Origin of the sequence: Streptomyces sp. NBC_00038 (assembly GCF_026343635.1) — a bacterium.
Lineage (GTDB): Bacteria > Actinomycetota > Actinomycetes > Streptomycetales > Streptomycetaceae > Streptomyces.
This window is the reverse complement of record NZ_JAPELQ010000001.1, coordinates 57,091-74,152: the sequence shown is the minus strand read 5'-3', so window position 1 is coordinate 74,152 and position 17,062 is coordinate 57,091. Positions and strand designations below refer to the sequence as shown.

The following is a 17,062-nucleotide window of genomic DNA, read 5'->3' as shown; positions in this document are numbered from 1 at the left end:
ACGTTGCTGCCATGCTCACGACGCGCCTCGATCTTGGACGGATCCGCGCGGCCCGCCAGGAAATCGACCCGATCTTCCTGGACACTCCGCTGTACCAGTGCGACGCGTTGGGACGCGAGCTTGGCTGCACGGTGAGTATCAAGCTGGAAACGGCGAACCCGGTGCGTAGCTTCAAGGCCCGCGGCACCGAACTCGTCGCCAGCCTGCTGACCGACCAGGGCCGCACAGCCGCAGTGTGTGCCAGCGCCGGCAACCTCGGCCAGGCACTCGGTTGGTCCGGTCGCCGCCGTGGCCTCGACGTGACGGTCGTGGCATCACGCATGGCGCCCGCTGCCAAGCTCGATCGGATCCACGCGCTGGGTGCGGAGTTGGAGCTGGTCGACGGCGACTTCGAGATGGCCCGCGAACGGGCCGTGAGTATCGCGCAAAGACGCGGCGTCCGGCTGGTCGAGGACAGCCTCGACATCGAGACCTGCGAGGGCGCTGCGACCATCGGCCTGGAACTGGCAAACGGGGCGTCCTCCTTCGACGCTGTCCTGATCGCCCTGGGCGGCGGCGCGATGGCCACCGGCGTGGGCTACGTCCTGAAGACCCTTTCGCCAGACGTCGAAGTGATCTGCGTGCAGCCCCTCGGCGCACCCGCGATGACCCGCTCCTGGCAACAGCGCCAGGTCATCACCACCGACTCGACCGACACCATCGCCGACGGCGTCGCCGGCCGGTACCCCATCCCCGCAGTCCTGGACGACCTCCTCACGGTGGCCGACGACGCTGTGCTGGTCCACGAGGCGTCCATCGTCGCGGGCATGCGGATGCTCCTGGAGCGCGCGGGGCTGGTCGTCGAACCCTCAGCGGCCCTAGGTGTCGCGGCCATCCTGGAAGACCGCGACCGCTTCGCCGGCCGCCACGTGGCGACCATCATCTGCGGCAGCAACGTCGACCTGGGCGCCTACCACCGCTGGGTCCGCACGTGAGCCGGCGGGATGGACGCCGCCTCCCCGCGCCGACGGGGCAGCGCCGGAGCCGCCCAAACAGTCGATACACAGACGCTGACACCGTCCGACGGGAATCGGCAGGACACGATCGGTCGCCGTTCACTACTGTCACATCGGAAAGGATGTGGACATGGCACTGGTCAAAAAGGGATCGCGGCTCATCAACGTGGACGGCACCACCTACCGTTGGCGCCTGCGCGGACGGCCGACCTACGACCAGGGACTGGTCCACTCGCCGCTCACCTACGCGGTCGAACACGCGGACCATCCCGGCAGCACACTGGTGATCACTACCAACCAGCCGCATCCGAGCAACTGGTTCGGAACCCCAAGCAACCCGGTCCTGCCATCCCAGGTGGCTGACACCATCCGCACCGCCATCACCCAGGGCTGGACACCCGAGAGCCCCGGCTTACCCTTCCACCTCGACGAGTCAGCAGGGTTCGTCTCGTCCCACTGACACACCCCGCACCCAAGGACTCACCGACAGGCGATCGGTGAGTCCTTTTGCTTCCCGATCTCCGCACTCCCCAGTTGGTTCGTTCCGGGCATCGGGGGCATCGGGGGCATCGGGGGCATCGGTGCTCGTCGGGCCTGAGGGCCCGCGAAAGCATGGGCCGGCGACCAGGAACCCGCTACGACCCGGGATCGCTGAGTACCTCGGTCACCAGGTCGAGGAAGCGGTCGAAGTCGAGGCCGGACACGGTCCGGATGATGGGCAGATCGCCCCGTCCGTGGTGCGCACGGCGTTCGACGACTGTCATGCCGCGGGTCAGTTCGCCGCGGCGTTCGACGTCGCAGCGGACCTCGACACATTCGATGAGCGTGGGGTCGATGAGGGCGGCGACGGCGACGCTGTCGATGAGGGAGCAGTACGACTGGTAGCCGCGCCCCTTGACGTAGTCCACGACCCGGGCGGCGAGGGCGGCTTCAGGGGTCTGCGCGCGGCGCAGCCGGTCGAGGTCGCTGTCGCGGAAGTTGATGCGGGGGTGGGTGGCGATGTCGAGGCCGACGGCCACGAGATCGAACCCGGCCCGGAAGACCCGGTGGGCCGCTTCGGGGTCGACGAACAGGTTCCATTCGCTGACCGCGTTGTCGCCGGTGGCCTGGGACCAGGCGTAGGGGGTGAGCCCGTAGGAGCCGCCGATGATGACGAGTTCGGTCACCTTCTCGGGCAGGCGCGGGTCGATCTCCAGGGCGAGGGCGATGTTGGTCAGCGGCGCGAGTGCCGCGATGCTGATGTCACCGGCGTGGGCGTTGACGGTGTCCACGATCAACTGCGGGGCGGGGCGCGGGTCGACGGTGCGCGCCGAGGCGGGGAAGTGGGATTCGGCGAGGCCGTCGCTGCCGTGCGAGAAGGGGTCGACCGGGTAGTCGCCGTCCAATGGCAGAAGGGGGCCCTGGCCGACGGGGATGTCGCCGCGGTCGAGCAGGTCGAGGATGCGCAGCGCGTTCGCGGCGGTCTTGTCCGAGGTCAGGTTGCCCGTGGCGGCGGTGACAGCGCGGGTCCGCAGCTCGCGCGACTTCAGCGCGAGGATGATCGCGAGGGCGTCGTCCATGCCTGGGTCGGTGTCGATCAGAAGGTTCTTCACACACGCCTCTCTCGCATTCGGCATCCCGGCTCCAGGCGTCCGGGGGAGTACTCCGCCGAGAGCCGGGACACTGAAAGGTATGGTAGGTATAACAACAAGCAGATTCAATGGGGGACGTCGGAACGCGGAGGAACTCGGAGGGACGACGGTGACCCAGCGGCTCGTTGCGGTGTTCTCCCACGCGGTGACCGACGAGGTGTACGCGGTGGACGGCAGGTTGGTGGCCCGTGAGGTCGGCGGAGCCGGGGCGTACGCGGCCGTCGGGGCGAGCCTGGTGTCCGCGCCGTGGAGCACGGGCATCGTGTCCGGCGTCGGCGCGTCGGACCGGCGGCGGCTGAGCGCATGGTTCCAGCGGCGCGAGATCGACCCCGTGGGACTGTTCGAGGTCGGCGAGCACAGCCCCGTCACCCGCGTGCGCTATCTCGACGACGGCGAGCGCGTGGAGGAGTCCGTGCTCGGGGACGCCCACTTCGCCGCGCACACCCCCTACCCCAGCCGGTGGCCGGTCGGGCCGGACCGGTTGGCAGGGGCCTATCTCTTCCACGGCGCCGACGAGTTGTACTGGCGCGAGGTCGCCGCGCTGCGGCCACGGTGGCGCGGCCCGGTCCTGTGGGAGATCGCCGCCGACGCCTGCACCCCGGCCGACCGTGCCCGGGTGGCGGAGCTGGCCAGAGGTGTCGACGTACTGTCGCTCAACGCCGCGGAGGCCGCAGCCCTGACCGGCCGGCCGGACCCGCTCGACGCGCTGGCCCAACTCCCCGGGGACGGGCTCGTGGTGATCCTCCGGTGCGGCCCCGCGGGATCGCTGGTCCGGCACGGGCGCAGGTCCTGGCACGTGGGAGTGGCGCCCGGACCGGTGATCGACCCGACCGGCGGCGGCAACGCCTACTCGGGAGCCTTCCTCGCCGCCTACGCCTCGACCGGCGACATCCCCGCCTCGGCGCGGGCCGCCGCGGCCGCCGCCTCCCGCACCATCGCCCAGTACGGCGCCCCGGCCGTCGGCCCCCGAGAGCGCGACGAGACCCGGCGCGCTGCCCGCGAAGTGACGGTGTCCGCGACCACCACGTGACGAAGGAGCAGATATGGCCGCTGGAGCAGGCATGGGCGACATGCCCGGCCCGGGCTGGAACCCCGCCCGGATCTACGACGACTACCGCTTCGCCGGCCACCTGCCCCGCCGCGGGCTGCTCCGGGACGGCAGACCGGCGCTGTCCGGCATCGACCCGAGCCGCGTGGCCCGCTACGTCCTGGTGACCGTGCGCGATCCGCTCTGCGCGTATGACGAGGATCCGGCCGAGCAGATCGCGCGACGGCTCGACGAGCCCGGACGGATCGGCGACTCGGGGATGTTCACGACGTACTCGGGGCGCTGCGAGGGTGTGCCCGTGACCGTCGTCTCGGGCGGGAGCGGCTCTCCCGAGGCCGAGTTGATCATGCATGAACTGCTGGAGTTCACCGAGGCGGACACCTTCGTACGGGTCGGCGGCTCCGGCGGTATCCACCCCCGGGCGCTGCCCGGAGACGTCGTGGTCACGACCGGTGTCGTCCGGGACGAGGGGATGACCCGCGCCTACATCCCGGCGTCCTATCCGGCTGTAGCCCACCACGAAGTGGTCCTGGCGATGTCGCGGGCCGCGGTCGAGCTCGGCTGCACCTTCCATCAGGGTGTCACCAGGTCCAGTGACTCCGACTTCTGCGGGGTGGGTCGCCCCGGAGTGGGCGGTTATTTCCAGCCATGGCACCTCGACATCCTCGAGACCTGGGCCCGGGCAGGCGTGCTCAACGGGGACCGGGAGTCCGCGGCCGTGGTGACGCTCGCCGGGCTGTTCGGCAAGCGCGGCGGTTCGGTCTGCTCGGTCGCCGACAACGTCATCGCCAACAGGCCTTTCGCCGCCGGGGCCGGTCATGTTGCGGCTGTCGACGTTGCGTTGCGCGGCGTGGTCCAGCTAGCCCGCCTCGACGCCGCCAGGGCAGCCTCGGGCGGTGGTCCCTGGGTGCCGGCGTCCTTCGAAGCCGTGTCCGAAACTCGTTGACACTGCCCAGCAGTGGTCCTATGGTACTGAGATCAGTACCAATAACAATGAGGTTAGCGGTGCTCCTGGCGGACCCTGAAGGGCCGGCGTGCGGTAGCAAAGGAGCTTGGTACATGAGCAGATCAGGGATCCGGGTACTCGGTGCGGGCCTGGCGGCGATGGCGGTGGTTCTCTCCGCGTGCTCCGGCGGCAGCTCCTCGGCCGCCGGCGGTCGTCAGACCCTCCAACTGTGGTTCTGGGGCGCGTCGCCGCAGCAGCAGAAGACCATGCAATCGGTGCTCGTCGACGGGTTCGACAAGTCGCAGAGCAAGTACCACCTCGAAGTCACCTTCAACAACGCCGTGGACAAGAACGTCCAGGTGGCGCTGTCCGCCAACAAGGGCCCCGACATCGTCTACGGATCAGGGCCGTCCTTCTCCGCGGCCTACGCGGTCCAGGGCAAGCTGGCCGACATGACCCCGTACGCCGAGAAGTACGGGTGGAAGGACCGGATCCTGGCGCCGATGTACGACTCCGGGACCGTGAACGGCAAGCTCTATTCGCTGCCCAACTCGCTGGAGAACCTGGGGATCTTCTACAACAAGAAGGTCCTCGACAAGCTGGGCGTCGGGGTGCCGACCACCTTCGCCGAGCTGACCGCGGACATGGACAAGGCCGCCAAGGCGGGCATGTACCCATCGGTCACCGGCAACAAGGGCTGGAAGCCGGTCAACCAGAACTACATCTCGATGTTCCTGACCCACGTGGCGGGCGGCAAGGCCGTCTACGACGCGCTGCAGGGCGAGATCAAGTGGACCGACCCGAAGATCGTCGAAGCCGTCAACGACTCCGCCGACTTCTACAAGAAGGGCTACCTCGGCGGCGAGGACTACGCGAACCTGAACTTCACGGAGTCCATGCAGCTGCTGGCCCAGGGCAAGTCGCCCTTCTTCTTCGGCCCCACGCTGGCCTTCCAGTTCGCCAGCGACTACTTCAACGACGCCGCCGGGAACACCTCGGACCTCGGCTTCGCCCCCTTCCCCAACGTCACCGCCGGCCTGCCTTCGCCCAGCGGGACCCTCGGCACCACGGCCTCGCTGTCCATCAACGCTCACTCCTCGAACAAGGACGGGGCGGCCGAGGTGATCGACTACATGATGAGCGAGAAGTTCGCGCAGGAGATGAACAAGACCTGGCCCGGGTACTGGGGCGTCCCGCTGAAGGACTGGGACCTCGACCCCGCCTCGTACACAGGTCTGTCCAAGGAGTTCGTCCAGTCGGTCAAGGACACCGTCGACATGGTCAGCACGGGCGACTACGGCTTCTTCGCCGGCACCTTCTTCCCGCCGGCCACCGCCACCGCCTTCACCGACGTGGACGGGGTCTGGCTCGGCACGGAGAGTACGACCGACTTCCTGAAAAAGGTCCAGTCGACCTTCGATGACGAGAAGGCCAAGGGTCTGGTGCCACCGGTTCCCGAACCCGCCGGGTAACGGTCCGTCCCCACCGACCCAGAACCGTCGGATGCCGCGGGCCCACGGCGCGGCATCCGACGCACGGAGGAATGCGAGCATGACAGCTACGGCAACTCTGGTGCCCCACAGGGAGGGCCAGGCCCCCGCGCCGGACCACCGGGCCCGCCGCGCCTACCGGCGCCGCCGGTCGCTGGTCAACCACCTGCTGGTCGCACCGGCCCTGCTCCTGTCGGTCCTGGTCGTCGTCGTACCCGGCGTCCTGACCGCGATGGCCGCCTTCACCGACTGGACCGGCGTCGGCTTCCACGCGAACTACGTCGGCCTGAGCAACTTCACCGACATCTTCGCGGACCCCGTCTTCACGACCGCCCTGGGCAACAACATCAAGTGGCTCGCCCTCTTCCTCACCCTCCCCGCCGTCATCGGCCTGCTCACCGCGTGGCTCCTGCTCCGCCGACGCCGCACGCGCACCTTCTACCAGGTCGTCTACCTCATGCCGTACGTCCTGGCGCCGGTGGTCAACGCGATGGTGTGGCTGAGCATCATCTACAACCCCAACGGCGGGGTCACCGGCGTCCTGCACATCGAGTCACCGCTGTCGAGCCTGCACGGGGCGATCTACGCGGCCGCCGCGGTCGACATGTGGCACTACTGGGGTTTCCTCACCGTCGTCTACCTCGGTGCCATGAGGCAGACACCGGTCGAGCAGGTGGAAGCGGCCATCGTCGACGGTGCGGGCTCCTGGCAGGTCTTCCGGCACGTCTATCTCCCCAGCATCCGCCCCACGTTGCTGCTCATGGGAGTGATGACGGTCATCTTCTCCTTCCTCGCCTTCGACTACGTCTACCTGCTCACCCAGGGCGGCCCCGCGCACGGCAGCGAGGTGCTGGGCACCTACGCCTACGCCTTCGCGTTCTCGGCCTTCGAGTTCGGCAAGGCAGCCGCCGTCGGGCTCATCATGAGCTTCTTCGGACTGATCGCCTCGTGCGTCTACACATGGATGAGCCGGAGGCAACTGTCGTCATGAGCAACCGACTCAAGGGCGTCATGGCCCACGCCGTGCTTCTGGTGTTCGCCGCCACTGCCCTCTTCCCCCTCCTGCTGGTCCTGCTCAACAGCTTCAAGTCCAACGCGGGCGTCACCGGCAGCCCCTTCGCGCTCCCGAAGTCGTTCAGCCTGTCCAACTTCGAAACCGCCTGGCAGTACGGCGCGTTCGGCACTGGATTCGTCAACAGCCTCCTGCTCACCGGGACCACGGTCGTCGTCGTACTGCTCTGCTCCTCCCTGGCCGGGTACGTCCTGGCCGGCCAGAAGATCCGCATGTGGCCCGCCGTCATGGTCTACCTGACCATGGCCATGACGGTGCCGATCCAGCTGTTCATCTTTCCGCTGTACGCCGGAGTCGCCGCCCTGGGGCTGCTCGACAACGTCTTCGCCGTCGGCGTGATCCTCGCCGCGATCAACATGCCGTTCGCGACCTTCCTGATGCGCACCTTCTTCCTCAACGTCCCCAAGGAACTCGAAGAGGCGGCTCTGGTCGACGGCGTCAACGTCTTCCAGCTGATCCACCGGGTCCTGCTCCCCGTCGTACGGCCCGGTCTGATCACCGTGGGGATCATCGTCGGCCTGAACGCCTGGAACGACTTCCTCATCTCCTCGACCTTCCTGCACGATCCCGCCGACCAGACCGTCACCCTGGGCTTCCTGTCGATGAACGGCACCTTCTCCACCCAACTCGGGGCCATGATGGCGGGCGCCCTCATCCTCATCCTCCCGGTCCTCGGCGTGTTCATCGCCCTGCAGCGCTACGTCGTGGACGGCATGGCCGGCGGCGCGGTCAAGGGCTGACATGACGACACATCCCGTACGACACACCCCTGTTCGGCGCGAGCGGTACGCCGAGCAGGTCTACGCCGGAGTCCTCGGCAAGATCATCGGCGTCTATCTCGGACGCCCCGTCGAAGGCTGGCCCTACCAGGACATCACCGACCGGTTCGGAGAGGTCGGCCGGTACGTCAACGACGACTTGGGCATCCCGCTGATCGTCGCCGACGACGACATCTCCGGCACCCTCGCCTTCGCCCGCGTCGTCCTCGACAACCCGGGCCGGACGGTCGAGGCGGCCGACGTCGGCGACACCTGGCTCAACTACGTCATCGAGGACCGCACCATCCTGTGGTGGGGCGGCATGGGACGGTCCACCGAGCACACCGCCTACCTCAACCTGCGCCGGGGCATACCGGCTCCGAGCAGCGGATCGATCGCTGTCAACGGCCAGACCCTCGCCGAGCAGATCGGCGCCCAGATCTTCAGCGACGCCTTCGGCCTGATGCACCCCGACGACCCCGACCGCGCCGTCGCCCTGACCAGGGCCGCCGCCTCGGTCAGCCACGACGGCGACGCGCTGGAGTCGGCCGGACTGCTCGCCGCCATGCGCGCGCTGGCCTTCGACGAACCCGACCTGGACCGCCTCCTCGACACCGGCACCGCCTACGTGCGCTCCCCGGCCGTGCGCCGCCTGCTGGACGACGTCCGCGCCAACTGCTCCGCCGCACACGACTGGCGCGACATCCGCGACTGGGTGGACCAGCACTACGGGTACGCCCGCTACCCCGGCCCCTGCCACGCGCTGTCCAACCTGGCCATGTCGCTCGGTGCGCTCCTCGGCGCCGGCGACAGCTTCCCCGCCTCGGTGATGATCGCGTCGTCCGTCGGCTTCGACACCGACAGCAACGCCGGGACCGTGGGCTGCCTCAACGGCGTACGCCTCGGTCTCGACGCGCTGGGCGAGGGCCCCGACCTGAGGACACCGGTGGCCGACCGCCTGCTTGTCGTCACCGCCGACGGAGGGGAGTGCGTCAGCGACGCCACCCGCGAGACCGACCGGATCCTGGCCTCCGCCACCACTCTCGCCGGGGGCGAACTCCCGCCGCCGCGACCCCGGTTCACCTTCGCCTACCGCGGCTCGGTCCAGGGTTTCACCGCCTGCCCGTACCACCCGGGGGCCGACGGACCGCCGCCTGCGGGCACCGGCGACGCGCTGCGCGTACGCCTCGGCGGCCCGCACGGACCGGGCACGGCCCACGTCTCCACGCCCACGTTCCTCGATCCCGCCGACACCAGCGGCAATTTCTCCACCCTCGCCAGCCCCACGCTCTACCCCGGCCAGACACTGACCGCCCGCCTGTCCGCCGCCCGCGACGGCACGAACGTACGCCCCTACGTCCTGTACGCCGACGAAGGACGGACCACCACGGTCCTCGGCGAAGCGAACTCCCTCGGTCCCACGCCGCGTACGGTCACCTGGCAGGTCCCACCGGCCGGCAATCTGGTCCCCTTCAGAGTCGGATTCGCCTTCACCGCAGACGGCCCCGGGGCAGAGGCCTTCCTGCACGAACTGGACTGGCGCGGCGCACCGGAGGACTTCGAGCAGAGCGGTGTCCTGCTCGCCTCCATCTGGGACACCAAACCCCAGGCACTCGCGCCCTGGGTGAGCTCGGCGAAGAACTTCGAGGCCGACTTCGCCGTCACCTACTCCGTATCCCACCCCGACATCCTCGGCGTCGTCACCACCGGCACCCGGGACTGGACCGACTACGCCGTCGCCAGCCGGCTCACCTTCTCCCTGCACGAGACCGCCGGCCTGGTGGTCCGCAGCAGAGGCCACCGCCGCTTCTACGCCGGGGTATTCAGCGGTGGGGACCGCCTGCGTCTGCTGCACCAGCGCGACGGCGAACGCCGCGTCCTGGCCGAGACTGCGTTCACGTACGAGCGCGACCGCCCCTACGCGGTGGAACTGCGTTGTCGTGGCAGGGAGTTCGCGTTGTCCGTCGACGGCAGCATCCGGCTCACCGCCATCGCCGACGACACCCTCGGTGGCGGCACCGGATTCGTCGTCGAGCGCGGCGCCGTCGCGGCCGACGGCGTGCGCATCTCACGTCTCGCCGCGCCCTAGGCAGTACAGCGCGGTGTACCACCCGGGAAACGAACACGAAAGGCACATCGATGAGCACTCCCCCCACGATCGGCAAGTGGCAGCGCTTCAGCGTGAACACCAAGCCCGCCGACGGGTACGCAGCACCCGTCGGCTACACCGATCTCACTCCGCGGCTCAGGGACGCCGTCCCGCCGCAGCTGGGCGACGGGACGCTCACGGTCTACCTCCCGCACACCACCTGCACGCTGATCCTCAACTCCGGTGTCGACGGCACCACGCTGCACGACATCCGGCTGTTCATCGAGGGGCAGATACCCGTGGACCGCCCCTTCGTCCACCTCCATGACGGACCGCAGGACGCGGCCGCGCACGTGCGGTGCGTGTTCGGTGCCCAGTCGCTTACTCTGCCGGTCGCCGACGGGCAGTTGGGGATCGGCCACAGCCAGGGCATCTACCTCCTGGAGCTGGACGGGCCGCGCGACCGCACCGTCCAGTACGCCTTCTCCCGGTTCTCACAGTGACACTGGTCGGCATCCACGGAGGCCTGTCGGTCGATCATCTGGTCACCGAACCCGCCGGGGCACGCTTCTCGTGCCCCGGCGGGCCCGCCCTCTTCGCCGCACTGGGCGCGCGACTCGTCTCCGGCACCGATGTCCGCGTGAGCTGTCCACTGCCCGGGGATGCCCCCGAGTTCGCGCGGATCTTCGACGACTTGGGTGTCGACCGGCGGTACTGCCACCCGGTGCCCACCGTGCCGAGGTTGTGGATCCTGAACTCGGCCCGCGGACGGCGCATCGTCACGCAGGACACGACAGCGCGTACCGAACTCGAAGGGCCCGATCCGGTCGGGCCCGGGTCGCATGACTCGCTTCCCGCGCCGGCGGCCGGTTTCCAGGATGGCCTCGACGGACTGGTCGCGTCGTCACCCGCCGAGCGGCCCGAGGCAGACCCGAAGACCCGGGTCGGTCTCGACCCTCACCAGGCCCTGGTCGCCGAACAGGGACTGGAGCACCTGCGCCGGGTGGTCTCGGCGACGACCGTGCTGCTGCCGAGCCGAATCCAGTTGAGTCTGCTGGACTCCGACCCACGCCGCGCCGCCAGGTCGCTGGCGGCCGGGCTGGGCCTGCCGGTGGTGGCGCGCCTCGACGCCGAGGGCAGTTACGTCGTCACCGCCGACGGCAACTGGTCCGTACGCGACCGAGCGGCCACCGTCGTGGAGACCACCGGCGCCGGAGACGCCTCCGCGGGCGCTGTCGTGGCCGCCCTCGCCGCCGGCGCCGACCCCGTCGAAGCCGCCTTGTACGGCACCAGCATTGCCCGCACAGCCCTCGCCGACTGGGGCCACGAAGCCCTCGCCGCGGCGGCACCCATCGCATGTCCCTTCCCCGGCATCACCACCCGCAAGGAGCACTAGAACCATGCCCGCCACACCCGCACCCGCCACCTCGAGTGCCGCGCTGCGCGCCGCGCTGCTGGACGTGCCACCGGTAGCCGTCGGCAGCGTCCCGGACCTGGGACGCGCGGTCTTCGTCGGCTCGGGGGACTCCCTGGCCTCCGGGCTGATCGCCACCGGATTCGGCCACCGAGCCCTGTCGGCAGGCGATGTCGCCTGGAGCGAGACCCTGCCCGCCGCCTGTGACACCCTCGTGGGCATCTCGCACTCCGGAACCTCCGGGGCCACCGTCCGGGCCCTGCGCATGGCGCGGACTGCCGGGCTGAAGACCGTCGCGATCACCTCGCAGGCTTCCTCACCGCTGGCGGACAGTGCCGACGAAGTCCAGTTGGTGCCTGTACTGCGCGTAGAGGAGGTCGTCCCCTGCGCCGGACACGTCATGCTCGCCCAGGGGGTGGCGGCCGTCTGCGGAGTCGACACCTCGCCCTTCAACCCGGCCCTCGCGAAGAGCCTGGACAGGGTCCGCGTGACGGTCGACGCGCAGGTGCGCGCTCTGCCCGAGTCCGCGCCGGCCGCCGTGTCGGTCCTGTCACTTCCGGAGCTGTGCAGCGGAGCCGACTTCTGGGTCCTGAAGCTGATCGAGGCCTGCGGTCTGGCAGTTCGCAACGTGCCCCTTGAAGAGAGCGGGCACGTCGACTACTTCATCGGCCCCGAGCAGCACCTCACCCTGCAACTCATGGGTCCTCACGGCCGACCGCGATTCGACCGCCTGGCCGAGGCCCTGCTTACCACCGGCCAGACCGTCGTTCAGGTTGACACCAGCGGTCTGACGGACTCCGATCTGCCCGATGCCGCCGTTCTGCATGACATCGCCACGGCGGTGGCGGGGGCCTGGTTCGCCCAAGGTGCGGCGTTGCGGTGGGGTCGTCCGCCCTTCCGCGGCGGAGCGGTGAACATGGACGCGCAGCACATCAAACTCGATTCCTGACGCAGGCATCGCTCCCTTCGCGCGCCGTGCCGTTTCTGTGAGCCGCGTACGATAGGTGCTAAAATTGAGACCAATTGTGCGACGTGATTGACGGCGCGCGAAGTGGTGAGGGGAGTCCGTTCTTGTCCGTCGTCGACGGCGCGACGACCGACCGGGGGCGCATGTCTGTGCACCCGGTGGATCGCAGGTCGCCCATGCCCGCCTGGGCTCAGGTGCAGCGTGATCTGCGCCGGCAGATCGACCAGGAACTCCAGACGGGCTACCGGCTGCCGACCGAGCGCGAACTCTCCGAGTTGTACGGCGTCAGCCGCATCACCATCCGCCAGGCGCTCGGGGCCTTGGCCGCGGACGGCTACGTCGAGCGCAGGCAGGGCGCCGGGACCTTCGTCGCCGACATACCGGAACCCGTCCAGCACGACTTCGCGCTCACCACACCGTGGCGGGACCGCTTTCATGCCGCGGGCCAGACCGCGAAGTCCATCCAACTGCGTGACGAGCCCGCCGAACCCGAGCCCCATGAGCTGATCAAGCTCATCACCCCGGAGGAAGCCTCCGCCAAGCAGCTTCATCTCAAGCGGCTTCACGTGGTCAACGACCGCGCCATCGGGCTCACGGACTCGTGGGTCCCCGAACCCATCGCGCCCGGGCTGTCCGATCAGCTCCTCGTCGACGGCTCCCTGTCCCGGACCCTTCGCGAGATCTTCGAGCTCGTGCCCTTCGACGCCAACCACTACCTCGAAGTCGGCGCGGCCAACTCCCATGAGGCCCGCCTGCTGAACACGACCCTCGACGCGCCGCTGTTCGTGGTGTGGTCGGTGGCCCGCCTGGAAGACGGCCGCCTGTTGGAGACGACACGGACCGTGTGGCTCGGGAGCAGGGTGCGCTTCCACTACACGTCCTGACTACTACCTCACGAATCCCCGGCAGGCAGGCAGGCGCTGCGTACTGAGCGCTGGGTGGCGTGTCCGGGAATGCCTCATGTCCCTTGTACGGGCATGGTGGAAGAGTGATCGTGCTGGCCGTGCTGTTCGCCGTCATGGGGGCCGCCAGTAACGCGGCCGGCACTGCCTTCCAACGGAAGGCGGCGTCCACCGTCGCGCACGGCGGTGGACTGCGCCTGATGCTCGATCTGGCTCGGCGTCCGGCGTGGCTGATCGGCATCGCCGGGGTTGTCGCGGCCGCAATTTTCCAGGCCTTGGCTCTGGTGAACGGGCCGCTGGCTCTGGTGCAGCCCTTGTTCATCCTGGAGCTGCCGTTGGCCCTGCTGATCGCGATTCCGCTGCTGCACAGGCGTCTGCCAAGTGCGGGCTGGTGGGCCGTCGCCGGTGTGGTCGTCGGCCTCGCTCTGCTCCTCGGGGCTGCTGCTCCTTCGGGGGCACGCGACCAGGCCGCCATGGCGAGGTGGATCCCGGCGCTGGTGCTGTGCCTGGGGGCGATGGGCGTGCTGGTTGCTCTGGCCCGTCCGGGGCGCCCGCAGCTGCTCCGGGCCGCAGTGCTGGGATCGGCGTCTGCCGTCGGCAACGCCCTGACTGCCGCGCTGCTGAAGTCGGCAACGGGAACCCTCGCCGACAATGGTTTCGTCGCATTCCTCAGCGCGTGGCAGACCTATGGGTTCGCGCTGACCGGCATCAGCGCCATCCTGCTGCTGGAGAACGCGTTGCAGGCCGGCTCCTTGGCGGCCTCGCAGCCCGCCCTGACCATCGGTGACGCGACGGTCAGTCTGATGCTGGGCATCACCCTGTTCGGGGAGACCGTACGTACCGGGTGGTGGCTGCTCCCTGAGGCGATCGGGACCGCGGCGATTCTGTGGGGTGTGCTACGGCTGACCCGTGTGGTGCCGCACATTCGCCAGGTCACGGGGTAGCCGCTCACCCACGTGTGCTCTCCCCGGCGTAGCGGTTGCCGTCAGTGCACCGACTTGGAGCCCGCGCAGATAGGCGGCGTGGAAGCCTCGGCATCAAGGTGGGCACAGGCCCGGTTGAATATTGAGTTGCGACGCTCTGTGACCGTTGGCGAGACCTGTGCGCATCCTTCGTTTCAGGTCGCCTGCATGGCCAGCCTGCGCAGGGCCCGCACGGCAGGTGATCCGGGGTCGGCCGTCATCAGGACAACCTCCTGGTCATCCTCGGGCACGAGCAGGACGTCGCAGTTCAACCGCAGCGCACCGGCCTCCGGATGGTCCAGGGTCTTGGTGCGATGCCCGGGAGCGTGGACCGGACGCGCCTCCCAGATCTGCCGGAACTCCTCACTGCCGGCGTGCAGTTCGGCCAGCAGCGCGGCCAGCTGCGGGTCATGCGGGTAGCGATCCGCGGCACGGCGCAGCCGCGCCACCACGATGTGCCCGAATTCCTCGGCGCTGGAGCTCTCGTACATCCGCCCCTGGCCCAGGAAGCGGCGTCGGGCCAGGTTCGTCGTCCCGCCTCCAAGGTCGGCGCCGAGCAGTGCCCGGGCCAGGGGGTTCCAGGCGACAACGTCGTACGCCGCGTCAGTGACGATGGCACCGGTCTCCGGTAGCCGCTCCAGCATCCGGGCCACGTGCGGGCGCACCCACCGCACAGCGCTGATGCCAGGCGGCGCGCTTGAACCCGCCAGGCGGAACAGATGGCTGCGCTCGGCCGGCGTGAGCCGCAGCGCGCGGGCCAGCGCGTCCAGGATCCGGGCCGATGGCCGCGGCCCCCGGGCCTGCTCCAGCCGCGTGTAGTAGTCGACCGACATGTGGGCGAGCTCCGCCACCTCTTCGCGGCGCAGACCCGGTGTGCGGCGGTCGGTGCCCGTCGCCGCCAGGCCGATCTCGTGCGGACGCAGGGCCGCCCGGCGGTCCCGCAGGTAGTGGGCCAGCTCCTGCCGCGCCATGTCGCCTCCTCCCACTGCCTGGTACAGGCTGTCCCTGGCAGGGCGCCCGCGACCAGGGAAGTGTGGTTGCCATGAACGAACGCACAGCTCTGGTCACCGGTGCCAACAAGGGCATCGGCAAGCATATCGCCCGGCTGCTCGCCGCCGAGGGCCTCACCGTGTACGTGGGCTCCCGTGACCCTGGGCGCGGGCAGCGGGCCGTCGAGGAGATCGGATCCGGGGCCTGTCTGCTGGTCCTCGACGTGACAGATCCCGACGGCGTCGCACAGGCCGCGGCCCAGATGGACCGCTTGGACGTGCTGGTCAACAACGCCGGCATCTCGCCGTCACTCGCCCCGCCGGCCGACACCGGCGTCGAGGAGTACCGGCGCACATACGAGACCAATGTGTTCGGGGTGGTGGCGGTGACCAATGCCTTCCTGCCCGCCCTGCGGCGGTCCCCGCGCCCGCGCATAGTCAACATCTCCAGTGGCACCGCGTCGCTGACCTGGAGCACCACCCCCAACCCCCAGTTCACCCCGGGAAGCGGTGGCGCAGCCGCCTACCGGTCGTCCAAGGCCGCCCTCAACGCCCTCACCGTCTTTTACGCCCAGACGCTGGCCGAGGACGGCTTCAAGGTCAACGCGCTCGCCCCCGGCCTGCGGGCCACCGGTCTCAACCCCCGGGCCGCCGCTGCCGGCGGCGACCCGGCCGAGGCCGCGCAGGGTGCCCTCCGCCTGGCCCTGCTGCCGGACGACGGCCCCACCGGTGGCTTCTTCTCCTGGGACGGAACGCCCGTGCCCTGGTGACCAGTCATGAGCGGCGGCGGGGACGGGTGTCCCAGCGGTGTGTGGTCCATGCCTGCCGGATCCGACTGCGCACGGTGATGATCGTGTCGGCGAGGTCGAGGAAGGCGTCGATGACGGTGGTGCGCCGCTCGTAGCAGCGGGCGAACCGGTAGAAGGCGTTCTGCCAGGCGTGAGTGCGTTCGACATGCCAACGCCGGCTGGCCTGGATGGGCACCTTCTCCCCCTTGTGCGCGATGCGGCCGTGCAGGCCGCGTTCGTTGAGCAGAGCGCGGGTCTTGTCCGAGTCGTAGCCGGCGGCCAGGTGCACGGTGATGTCGTCGGGTAACGGCCCCAGGTCGTTCAGACGGTCCAGGATCGGGGCGAGCAACGGGGAGTCGTGGCGGTTGGCACCGGCCAGGATACGACCCAGGGGCATGCCGTACCCGTCCGTCATGCCCGAGCGTTTCAGGCCCTGTTTGCCGCGGTCGACCGGTGAGCGACCGGCCACCTCGCCGCCTCCGGGCGCCTTGGTGATGGAGCCGTCCACGGCGATCTGGTCGAGGACGAGGCCGACGATCCTGTCGTAGGAGTCCAGCGCGATCTGCTTGATCTGGGCGAACACGCCGAGTTGTATCCACTTGTCGCGGCGGCTGCGGATCGTGGTGGCCGAGTAGGTCGTGTCGGCGATCGCCTCGTAGGAGCAGCCGAAGCGCAGCAGTTGCAGCATCTTGTCGAAGATGATCCGGTCGCTGATGCGCCGTCGATGGCAGCCGAGTGGATGGTCCGGATGGAACTCCGGCCGCTTGGGCAGCAGAGCCACAAACTGGTCCCAGAGCGGTTCGGTGAGCCGTGATGGCAACGCGGGCACAGGTCTCCTCAGTGGTCACAGAGCGTCGCAACTCCATGATCACCGGGACCTGTGCCCGTTCTGTTGCCGGGGTCCCCAACCGCGCCTATCCGCGCGACCTCTTGACTCGCCCGGACTCGCGGAACTGCGCGGGAGCGGCTTGCCTTTGTTGGGGGTGTGACTTGGCGACGTACGACGGTGGC

The 17,062-nt window shown here is 69.3% G+C and carries 17 protein-coding genes; 14 read left to right on the top strand and 3 right to left on the bottom strand.

What is annotated here, in order from left to right; all coding sequences use genetic code 11:
- Nucleotides 1–11 precede the first annotated feature (11 nt).
- A complete protein-coding gene (locus OG219_RS00405) occupies nucleotides 12–974 on the top strand; it encodes a threonine/serine dehydratase (RefSeq protein WP_266821642.1) in 963 nt (320 codons plus the stop codon).
- A 151-nt stretch (nucleotides 975–1,125) separates the two neighbouring features.
- Entirely contained in the window at nucleotides 1,126–1,455 is a 330-nt protein-coding gene (locus OG219_RS00400; protein WP_266821641.1) for a hypothetical protein, read from the top strand.
- Nucleotides 1,456–1,630: 175 nt separating this feature from the next.
- Here OG219_RS00400 and OG219_RS00395 read toward each other — a convergent pair whose 3' ends face one another.
- Nucleotides 1,631–2,611, bottom strand: a complete 981-nt coding sequence (locus tag OG219_RS00395; RefSeq protein WP_266821639.1) for a nucleoside hydrolase — start codon at nucleotides 2,609–2,611, stop codon at nucleotides 1,631–1,633.
- 124 nt (nucleotides 2,612–2,735) lie between these two features.
- Between OG219_RS00395 and OG219_RS00390 the strand changes: the two genes are divergently transcribed.
- From OG219_RS00390 to OG219_RS00340, 11 genes are all read left to right on the top strand, one after another.
- Nucleotides 2,736–3,656, top strand: coding sequence for a carbohydrate kinase family protein (locus tag OG219_RS00390; RefSeq protein WP_266821637.1), 921 nt, complete (start codon nucleotides 2,736–2,738; stop codon nucleotides 3,654–3,656).
- A gap of 13 nt (nucleotides 3,657–3,669) precedes the next feature.
- Entirely contained in the window at nucleotides 3,670–4,620 is a 951-nt protein-coding gene (locus tag OG219_RS00385) for a hypothetical protein (RefSeq protein ID WP_266821635.1), read from the top strand.
- 113 nt (nucleotides 4,621–4,733) lie between these two features.
- A complete protein-coding gene (locus OG219_RS00380; protein ID WP_266821633.1) occupies nucleotides 4,734–6,092 on the top strand; it encodes an ABC transporter substrate-binding protein in 1,359 nt (452 codons plus the stop codon).
- A gap of 79 nt (nucleotides 6,093–6,171) precedes the next feature.
- Entirely contained in the window at nucleotides 6,172–7,101 is a 930-nt protein-coding gene (locus OG219_RS00375; protein ID WP_266821631.1) for a carbohydrate ABC transporter permease, read from the top strand.
- Nucleotides 7,098–7,922 carry a carbohydrate ABC transporter permease gene (locus OG219_RS00370; RefSeq protein ID WP_266821629.1) on the top strand — a complete coding sequence of 275 codons (825 nt, stop codon included), beginning with the start codon at nucleotides 7,098–7,100 and terminating at the stop codon, nucleotides 7,920–7,922. The genes OG219_RS00375 and OG219_RS00370 overlap by 4 nt, the downstream gene beginning before the upstream one ends.
- A gap of 1 nt (nucleotide 7,923) precedes the next feature.
- Entirely contained in the window at nucleotides 7,924–10,029 is a 2,106-nt protein-coding gene (locus OG219_RS00365) for an ADP-ribosylglycohydrolase family protein (protein ID WP_266821627.1), read from the top strand.
- 50 nt (nucleotides 10,030–10,079) lie between these two features.
- A complete protein-coding gene (locus tag OG219_RS00360) occupies nucleotides 10,080–10,532 on the top strand; it encodes a secondary thiamine-phosphate synthase enzyme YjbQ (RefSeq protein WP_266821625.1) in 453 nt (150 codons plus the stop codon).
- Nucleotides 10,529–11,425, top strand: a complete 897-nt coding sequence (locus OG219_RS00355) for a PfkB family carbohydrate kinase (protein WP_266821623.1) — start codon at nucleotides 10,529–10,531, stop codon at nucleotides 11,423–11,425. The genes OG219_RS00360 and OG219_RS00355 overlap by 4 nt, the downstream gene beginning before the upstream one ends.
- A gap of 4 nt (nucleotides 11,426–11,429) precedes the next feature.
- The gene (locus tag OG219_RS00350; protein ID WP_266821621.1) at nucleotides 11,430–12,392 is read left to right on the top strand and encodes an SIS domain-containing protein; all 963 of its coding nucleotides are present in this window, start codon (nucleotides 11,430–11,432) and stop codon (nucleotides 12,390–12,392) included.
- A gap of 122 nt (nucleotides 12,393–12,514) precedes the next feature.
- A complete protein-coding gene (locus OG219_RS00345) occupies nucleotides 12,515–13,294 on the top strand; it encodes a GntR family transcriptional regulator (protein WP_266821619.1) in 780 nt (259 codons plus the stop codon).
- A gap of 104 nt (nucleotides 13,295–13,398) precedes the next feature.
- Nucleotides 13,399–14,256: a DMT family transporter gene (locus OG219_RS00340; protein ID WP_266821617.1), complete on the top strand. Its 858-nt coding sequence runs from the start codon at nucleotides 13,399–13,401 to the stop codon at nucleotides 14,254–14,256.
- 173 nt (nucleotides 14,257–14,429) lie between these two features.
- Here OG219_RS00340 and OG219_RS00335 read toward each other — a convergent pair whose 3' ends face one another.
- The gene (locus OG219_RS00335; RefSeq protein ID WP_266821615.1) at nucleotides 14,430–15,245 is read right to left on the bottom strand and encodes a helix-turn-helix transcriptional regulator; all 816 of its coding nucleotides are present in this window, start codon (nucleotides 15,243–15,245) and stop codon (nucleotides 14,430–14,432) included.
- Between the two features lie 71 nt (nucleotides 15,246–15,316).
- On the opposite strand from OG219_RS00335, the gene OG219_RS00330 reads away from it, so the two are divergent.
- Nucleotides 15,317–16,033, top strand: coding sequence for an SDR family oxidoreductase (locus OG219_RS00330; protein ID WP_266821613.1), 717 nt, complete (start codon nucleotides 15,317–15,319; stop codon nucleotides 16,031–16,033).
- A 4-nt stretch (nucleotides 16,034–16,037) separates the two neighbouring features.
- Here the strand turns inward: OG219_RS00330 and OG219_RS00325 are convergent, their stop codons facing one another.
- Nucleotides 16,038–16,880, bottom strand: coding sequence for an IS5 family transposase (locus OG219_RS00325; protein WP_266821611.1), 843 nt, complete (start codon nucleotides 16,878–16,880; stop codon nucleotides 16,038–16,040).
- Between the last annotated feature and the right edge of the window lie 182 nt (nucleotides 16,881–17,062).

Excerpts from the sequence above, each read along its gene's own strand:
- OG219_RS00335 (WP_266821615.1), bottom strand. The coding sequence starts at position 15,245 with ATGGCGCGGCAGGAGCTGGCCCACTACCTGCGGGACCGCCGGGCGGCC.
- OG219_RS00395 (WP_266821639.1), bottom strand. The coding sequence starts at position 2,611 with ATGCCGAATGCGAGAGAGGCGTGTGTGAAGAACCTTCTGATCGACACC.
- OG219_RS00360 (WP_266821625.1), top strand. The coding sequence starts at position 10,080 with ATGAGCACTCCCCCCACGATCGGCAAGTGGCAGCGCTTCAGCGTGAAC.
- OG219_RS00375 (WP_266821631.1), top strand. The coding sequence starts at position 6,172 with ATGACAGCTACGGCAACTCTGGTGCCCCACAGGGAGGGCCAGGCCCCC.
- OG219_RS00370 (WP_266821629.1), top strand. The coding sequence starts at position 7,098 with ATGAGCAACCGACTCAAGGGCGTCATGGCCCACGCCGTGCTTCTGGTG.
- OG219_RS00405 (WP_266821642.1), top strand. The coding sequence starts at position 12 with ATGCTCACGACGCGCCTCGATCTTGGACGGATCCGCGCGGCCCGCCAG.
- OG219_RS00385 (WP_266821635.1), top strand. The coding sequence starts at position 3,670 with ATGGCCGCTGGAGCAGGCATGGGCGACATGCCCGGCCCGGGCTGGAAC.
- OG219_RS00350 (WP_266821621.1), top strand. The coding sequence starts at position 11,430 with ATGCCCGCCACACCCGCACCCGCCACCTCGAGTGCCGCGCTGCGCGCC.
- OG219_RS00365 (WP_266821627.1), top strand. The coding sequence starts at position 7,924 with ATGACGACACATCCCGTACGACACACCCCTGTTCGGCGCGAGCGGTAC.
- OG219_RS00380 (WP_266821633.1), top strand. The coding sequence starts at position 4,734 with ATGAGCAGATCAGGGATCCGGGTACTCGGTGCGGGCCTGGCGGCGATG.
- OG219_RS00400 (WP_266821641.1), top strand. The coding sequence starts at position 1,126 with ATGGCACTGGTCAAAAAGGGATCGCGGCTCATCAACGTGGACGGCACC.
- OG219_RS00330 (WP_266821613.1), top strand. The coding sequence starts at position 15,317 with ATGAACGAACGCACAGCTCTGGTCACCGGTGCCAACAAGGGCATCGGC.